We start from the raw sequence: 6,599 nt of genomic DNA, 5'->3' as shown, positions 1-6,599 counted from the left end.
AACGCAGTCAGAGCGCGAAAGACGCGGACGAAAACAGAATTTGCCTGGCGGCAACAGCGCGGTGGTCCCACCTGACCCCATGCCGAACTCAGAAGTGAAACGCCGTAGCGCCGATGGTAGTGTGGGGACTCCCCATGCGAGAGTAGGGAACTGCCAGGCATCAAACCAGTGAAAAAGCCCCGGACGAGAGTCCGGGGCTTTTTTACGTCCGTACTCCGGCAAATTTCCCGCCAAAAACCGTGTGATTAGCGGTTTTTTAGCCATTGAACAATATACTCTGCAACCTGATCAGGCTGATTAATATCCAGCACCGGTACCTGAAGCGCTAACGCTTCATCCGTCGCTACGGCAATCACCCAGTCGTCCAGCAATTCATCAATTTCCCCCTTAACGCCGCGCCGCCATAGCACCATCCTGGGTACGGGTTCCTGTTTAAACCCCTCGACCAGCACCAGATCCAGCGATGTAGCGTCCATACGGCCTGCCAGCTGCGCTAAACTAAGCGGCTGTTGCGGCGTCTCGCACATTAACGCCCAGCGTTGCTCGCTGGCGACGATCACCTGATCGGCTCCCGCTTTGCGCAGCAGATAACTGTCTTTTCCCGGCGTATCGATGTCCATCTGATGATGGGTATGCTTGATCAGCCCGGGGCGAATGCCCTGCGCTCTCAGTAGCGGAATCACCTGTTGTAACAGGGTGGTTTTGCCGGTGCCACTCCAGCCCACCACCGCCAGTAACGGCACACTCATCACGAACTTTCCTCATTAACCAAATCGTCAGGCGTATTGATATTGCGGAAGGCGGCTTCATCATCATCAAACAGTACGCTGTGTCCGCCATGTTCACACATAAACTGCATCAGACGGCGTTCTCCGCGCAGCAGCCACGCTTCCAGATTATCAGCCAGCGCACGATGCACCAAAGCCAGCGCCGGATGATCACGCTGACCCGATGTCACCCACACGGCGGCTGCTGCACCACGCTGCTGCCACAGCCGTGCAACAAAATCCTGCGGTAGCCACGGCGTATCGCAGGCACAAAACGCCACCCATTCGGTCTGGCTGTGCCGCAGGCCGCTGAGCATGCCTGCCAGCGGACCGGGATAATCAGGCAGCGAATCACGAATCACCTGACAACCACTTGCCTGATAACGATCAATGTTACGGTTGGCGCTAATCAACACAATATTGACCTGCGGCTGTAAACGCTGCAGAACGTGCTGATAAAGCGGTTTGCCCTGTAATGGCAGCAAGCCCTTATCCTGACCTCCCATACGGCTGCCTTGCCCGCCTGCGAGGATCACACCGGTAAATGCGGTCATCTTCGTCTCCCTGTTTATTCTGGACGATACTTAACTCGCGGTAGCGAACCACCTGCGCAAAGGAATCAATGATGAAATATCACCGACTCAATGAACTGCTCGAACTGCTGCAGCCTGCCTGGCAGCAAGAACCCGATCTCAACCTGCTGGCATTTTTACAAAAACTGGCGCAGGAATCAGGTTTCAGTGGCCCATTAAGTGAATTAAGCGATGACGTATTGATTTACCATCTCAAAATGCGTGATGCCGGTAGTCAGGCTGTGATCCCGGGTCTGAAGAAAGATTATGAAGTGGACTTCAAAAGCGCGCTATTACGTGCGCGCGGTGTGATCAAGGATGATGAGTAGTGTTATCCTTGCGCGTTCAACGCACAGGTAACACACAGGCACAATGATGAGCGAAGCCGCTTTTAATTTTCAGACGCTGAATCCCGACGTCATCCTCGATGCGCTCTGGGATGCCGGTCTGCGGGTCGAGTCCGGCTTAACCGCCCTGAACAGCTACGAAAACCGCGTCTATCAGTTCAGCGATGAGGATAAGCGACGCTATGTCGCTAAGTTCTATCGTCCGCAACGCTGGAGCGCCGCGCAGATCGCTGAAGAGCATCGCTTTGCTCAGGATCTGCTGGATGATGAAGTGCCGGTTGCCGCACCGCTGGCGCTGCAGGGCAATACGCTCAATCAGCACGCTGGCTTTATGTTCGCGGTGTTCCCCAGCCTCGGTGGCCGGCAGTATGAAACCGACAATGAAGAGCAGATGGAGTGGGTAGGTCGTTTCCTTGGCCGTATCCATCAAACCGGACGCCACAGCCCGTTCCGCCAGCGGCCCACCCTGGGCCTGCAGGAGTATGTGGTTGAGCCACGTCTGCAGCTGGAACAGAGCACGCTGGTGCCCGCCTCGCTGAAGGATGCGCTACTGAAGGCGTTAGATAAACTCAGCCTCACGCTGCAGCAGAGCTGGCATAGCCAGTGGCAACCGCTCCGGCTGCACGGTGACTGCCATCCCGGCAATATTCTGTGGCGCGATGGGCCGATGTTTGTCGATCTCGATGACGCGCGCACCGGTCCGGCTGTGCAGGATTTGTGGATGCTGGTGAACGGCAGCCGTCAGGAACAATTGATCCAGTGGGATATTTTGCTGGAAGCGTATAACGAATTTGGTGATTTCGATTTACACGAATTGACACTGATTGAGTCTTTACGCGCCATGCGCATGGTTTATTATCTGGCCTGGGTGGTACGCCGCTGGCAGGATCCCGCTTTTCCGCGCGCCTTCCCCTGGATGACCGATGAGGACTTCTGGCGCCGGCAGATTGCACTATTTATCGAGCAGGAAAGGCTGTTACACGAACCGCCGTTACAGCTTAGCCCGCAATTTTAATGAAGTACTCAGGAGATGTTCTCACGATGAAAAAGATTTGGTTTGCGCTGGTAGGTTTGATGCTGGCATTTAGCGCCTCAGCGGCACAGTTCAACGACGGCAAACAGTACGTTACGCTGCCAAAACCGGTCGCCGGTGAGCCGCAGGTCATGGAATTTTTCTCCTTCTTCTGCCCGCACTGCTACCAGTTTGAACGCATTTACCACGTCAGCGATGCGGTGAGAAAGAATCTGCCAGCGGACACCAAAGTGACCAAATATCACGTTGATTTCCTCGGCGGCGACTTCGGTCCGGTGGTCACGCATGCGTGGGCAGTGGCAATGGCGCTGGGTGTGGAAGATAAAGTGACCGCACCGATTTTCGATGGCATCCAGAAGACCCAGACCATTACCGACGCAGCCAGCCTGAAAGAAACCTTCATTAAAGCAGCGGGCATCACCTCTGAAGATTACGATGCAGCGTGGAACAGCTTCGCCGTGAAGGCGCTGGTTGCACAGCAGCAGAAAGCGGCTTCAGATGTTAATCTGCAGGGCGTACCGGCGATTTTCGTTAACGGCAAATACATGGTTAACAACGGCGGCCTGGACACCAGCTCAATGGATAACTTCGTGGCGGATTATGCCAACGTCGTGAAATTCCTGGTTGAGAAAAAGTAATTAAGCGCTGAAAACGCGATGGCTTATGCTGTAGCGGCGCGGTTATCACCCGCCGCTACAGTGAAACCAACCCACACCACATCCTTAATTCACGAAGCTATTCATCCCTTACAGCCAGCGTTTTTTGATTACCCTTTCGCTTAATATCCACATAGACGATCGCCTTTTTAAAAAGGTGTTTCGTATCACGGCAAGATTATAACTGACTGATTGTAAAAACATTTTAATCGTAAAATGATTGCAATTAACGTAAATAACAATACGTTATGAATTTTACGCACAAAGTTATCCACAAGATGATCCTTGCGATCCGCGCCGCGTAACCGCGAAAAAGATCCTCACTTTCTGCTGTTACTTCAACATTGTTCGCTGGTTGTGGCATCCTTATAACCCTGATTATCGCAACGAAGAAAATACAAACCTATGGCGCAAATTGCAGAAAATCCCCTGATTCTGGTAGATGGCTCTTCCTACCTCTACCGTGCATATCATGCCTTTCCGCCGCTGACCAACAGTGCGGGTGAGCCAACCGGCGCCATGTATGGTGTGCTCAACATGCTGAAAAGCCTGCTGATGCAGTATCAACCCAGCCATGTGGCTGTGGTCTTCGATGCCAAAGGCAAAACGTTCCGCGATGAGCTGTTTGAAAATTACAAATCGCATCGTCCACCGATGCCGGACGATTTACGCGCGCAAATCGCGCCGCTGCACGAGATGGTAAAAGCCATGGGGCTGCCGCTGCTGGCGGTGTCCGGCGTGGAAGCCGATGACGTGATTGGCACGCTGGCGCTGGAAGCGGAAAAGCAGGGGCGTGCGGTGCTGATCAGCACCGGCGATAAAGATATGGCGCAGCTGGTGACGCCGGGCATTACCCTGATTAACACCATGACCAACACCGTGCTCGGTCCGGAAGAAGTCGAGCAGAAATACGGAGTACCGCCTTCGCTGATTATCGATTTCCTCGCCATGATGGGCGACAGCTCGGATAACATCCCGGGCGTTCCGGGCGTGGGCGAGAAAACCGCACAGGCGCTGCTGCAGGGGCTGGGCGGCATGCAATCCATCTACGACAACCTTGATAAAGTGGCCGGGCTCTCCTTCCGTGGAGCAAAAACCATGGCGGCGAAGCTGGAGCAGAATCGCGATGTGGCATTTCTCTCCTACCAGCTGGCGACCATCAAAACCGATGTGGAACTGGAGCTGGCCTGCGAGCAGCTGACGGTTAACGAGCCTGACGTCGAAGCATTGCAGACGCTGTTTAGCCGCTATGAATTCAAACGCTGGCTTGCCGATCTGCAGGAAGGAAAATGGCTGCAGGGTAAAAAGAGCAATAGCCAGGCGCAGAAATCGCTGCCGGATGAACCCGCCGTGGCCGCAGCAGAAACGGTCAGCGTGCTGTCCTCTGACGGCTATGTCACCATCCTCGACGAGGCGACCTTTGCCGACTGGCTGAAAAAACTTCAAAGCGCCGACGTGTTTGCTTTTGACCTGGAAACCGATTCGCTGGATACCCTGAGCGCCAACATTGTCGGCATTGCCTTCGCCATAGCACCGGGCGAGGCCGCTTACCTGCCGGTGGCGCATGACTATCTTGACGCACCACCGCAGCTGGATCGCGCCGCGGTGCTGAAGCAGCTGAAACCGCTGCTGGAGGACAGTAAAGCAGCGAAGGTCGGGCAGAACCTGAAGTACGATCGTGGCGTACTGAAAAATTACGATATTGAGCTGAACGGCATCAAATTCGACACCATGCTGGAGTCTTACTGCCTGAACAGCGTCGGCGGCAAGCATGATATGGACAGCCTGGCGGCCCGCTGGCTTAACCACAAAACCGTCACTTTCGAAGAAATTGCCGGTAAAGGTAAAAATCAGCTCACCTTCAATCAGATCGCGCTTGAGCAGGCGGCGCACTATGCGGCAGAAGACGCTGACGTCACGCTGCAGCTTCACCTGCAGATGTGGCCGAAGCTGGAGCAGGAAGCCGGTCCGAAGCAGGTATTCGAGGCGATTGAGATGCCGCTGGTGACGGTCATTTCCCGCGTAGAGCGCAACGGTGTGCTGATCGATCAGAACATCCTCGCGAAACATTCGCAGGAGCTGACCACGCGTCTGGCCGAGCTGGAGCAGAAGGCGCACGAGCTGGCCGGCGAGCCTTTCAACCTCTCCTCCACCAAACAGCTGCAAACCATTCTGTTTGAGAAGCAGGGGATTAAGCCGACGAAGAAAACGCCGGGCGGCGCGCCATCGACCAGTGAAGAAGTGCTGGCTGAGCTGGCGCTCGACTATCCGCTGCCGAAAGTGATTCTTGAGCATCGCGGCCTGTCGAAGCTGAAATCCACTTACACCGATAAGCTGCCGCAGATGATCAATCCGATCACCGGTCGGGTGCACACCTCTTATCACCAGGCGGTAACGGCCACCGGACGACTCTCCTCGACCGACCCGAACCTGCAAAACATTCCGGTGCGCAACGAAGAGGGACGGCGCATTCGTCAGGCGTTTATCGCGGGCGCGGATAAGCGCATCGTGGCCGCCGACTATTCGCAGATTGAGCTGCGAATTATGGCGCACCTGTCGCAGGACAAAGGCCTGCTGGATGCGTTTGCGCAGGGTGAGGATATCCACCGCGCCACGGCGTCCGAAGTGTTTGGTGTGGCGCTGAGCAAGGTTTCCGGTGAGCAGCGCCGCAGTGCGAAAGCAATCAACTTCGGACTGATTTATGGCATGAGCGCATTTGGTTTGTCGCGTCAGCTGAATATTGGTGCCGGCGAAGCGAAGAAGTACATGGATCTCTACTTTGAGCGCTATCCGGGCGTGCTGCGTTATATGGAAGCGACGCGCGCGCAAGCCGCGGATAAGGGGTACGTCGAGACGCTGGATGGTCGTCGTCTGTGGCTGCCGGACATCAACTCCAGCAATGCCATTCGCCGTAAAGCCGCCGAACGTGCGGCGATCAACGCACCGATGCAGGGCACCGCAGCGGACATCATCAAACGTGCCATGATCGCCGTTGACGGCTGGCTGCTGCAGCAGAACAGTGACGAGGTGAAAATGATCATGCAGGTACACGATGAACTGGTATTTGAGATCCACAAAGATGCCGTCGCAGGTGCCAGCCAGACGATCCGCGAACTGATGGAGAACAGCATGAAGCTGGATGTACCGCTGCAGGTTGAAGTGGGAACGGGTGATAACTGGGATCAGGCGCACTAAGGGCCCGCTACCCGCCGCAGATGCAGGCG

At 55.3% G+C, this 6,599-nt stretch carries 6 protein-coding genes and 1 rRNA gene; 5 read left to right on the top strand and 2 right to left on the bottom strand.

The features are described 5' to 3' along the window. Window positions 1-43 precede the first annotated feature (43 nt). Window positions 44-159: ribosomal RNA gene (rrf, locus tag C1Y42_RS21055) — 5S ribosomal RNA — on the top strand. An 86-nt stretch (window positions 160-245) separates the two neighbouring features. Here rrf and mobB read toward each other — a convergent pair. Together mobB and mobA are read right to left on the bottom strand one after the other, a co-directional pair. Then, window positions 246-749, bottom strand: a complete 504-nt coding sequence (gene mobB, locus C1Y42_RS21050) for a molybdopterin-guanine dinucleotide biosynthesis protein MobB (RefSeq protein ID WP_104094273.1) — start codon at window positions 747-749, stop codon at window positions 246-248. Further along, window positions 749-1,321: a molybdenum cofactor guanylyltransferase MobA gene (gene mobA / locus C1Y42_RS21045; protein WP_059011685.1), complete on the bottom strand. Its 573-nt coding sequence runs from the start codon at window positions 1,319-1,321 to the stop codon at window positions 749-751. Before mobA ends, mobB begins: the two co-directional genes overlap by 1 nt. A gap of 71 nt (window positions 1,322-1,392) precedes the next feature. On the opposite strand from mobA, the gene C1Y42_RS21040 reads away from it, so the two are divergent. The 4 genes from C1Y42_RS21040 (at window position 1,393) to polA (ending at window position 6,570) form a co-directional block, all read left to right on the top strand. Further along, window positions 1,393-1,668 (top strand): YihD family protein, encoded by a 276-nt coding sequence (locus tag C1Y42_RS21040; protein ID WP_021313943.1) that lies wholly within the window; start codon window positions 1,393-1,395, stop codon window positions 1,666-1,668. A gap of 46 nt (window positions 1,669-1,714) precedes the next feature. Further along, a complete protein-coding gene (locus C1Y42_RS21035; RefSeq protein WP_104094272.1) occupies window positions 1,715-2,701 on the top strand; it encodes a serine/threonine protein kinase in 987 nt (328 codons plus the stop codon). A 26-nt stretch (window positions 2,702-2,727) separates the two neighbouring features. Continuing rightward, on the top strand, window positions 2,728-3,357 hold the full coding sequence (gene dsbA / locus C1Y42_RS21030; protein WP_021507125.1) for a thiol:disulfide interchange protein DsbA: 630 nt from the start codon (window positions 2,728-2,730) through the stop codon (window positions 3,355-3,357). A 423-nt stretch (window positions 3,358-3,780) separates the two neighbouring features. Beyond that, window positions 3,781-6,570, top strand: coding sequence for a DNA polymerase I (polA, locus tag C1Y42_RS21025; protein WP_104094271.1), 2,790 nt, complete (start codon window positions 3,781-3,783; stop codon window positions 6,568-6,570). The last annotated feature ends 29 nt before the right edge of the window (window positions 6,571-6,599 follow it).

This window comes from Pantoea sp. ICBG 985 (assembly GCF_002928365.1).
Classification (GTDB): Bacteria; Pseudomonadota; Gammaproteobacteria; order Enterobacterales; family Enterobacteriaceae; genus Pantoea; species Pantoea dispersa.
This window is presented reverse-complemented; position numbering and strand designations above follow the sequence as displayed.

Excerpts from the sequence above, each read along its gene's own strand:
- mobB (WP_104094273.1), bottom strand. The coding sequence starts at position 749 with ATGAGTGTGCCGTTACTGGCGGTGGTGGGCTGGAGTGGCACCGGCAAA.
- mobA (WP_059011685.1), bottom strand. The coding sequence starts at position 1,321 with ATGACCGCATTTACCGGTGTGATCCTCGCAGGCGGGCAAGGCAGCCGT.
- C1Y42_RS21040 (WP_021313943.1), top strand. The coding sequence starts at position 1,393 with ATGAAATATCACCGACTCAATGAACTGCTCGAACTGCTGCAGCCTGCC.
- C1Y42_RS21035 (WP_104094272.1), top strand. The coding sequence starts at position 1,715 with ATGAGCGAAGCCGCTTTTAATTTTCAGACGCTGAATCCCGACGTCATC.
- dsbA (WP_021507125.1), top strand. The coding sequence starts at position 2,728 with ATGAAAAAGATTTGGTTTGCGCTGGTAGGTTTGATGCTGGCATTTAGC.
- polA (WP_104094271.1), top strand. The coding sequence starts at position 3,781 with ATGGCGCAAATTGCAGAAAATCCCCTGATTCTGGTAGATGGCTCTTCC.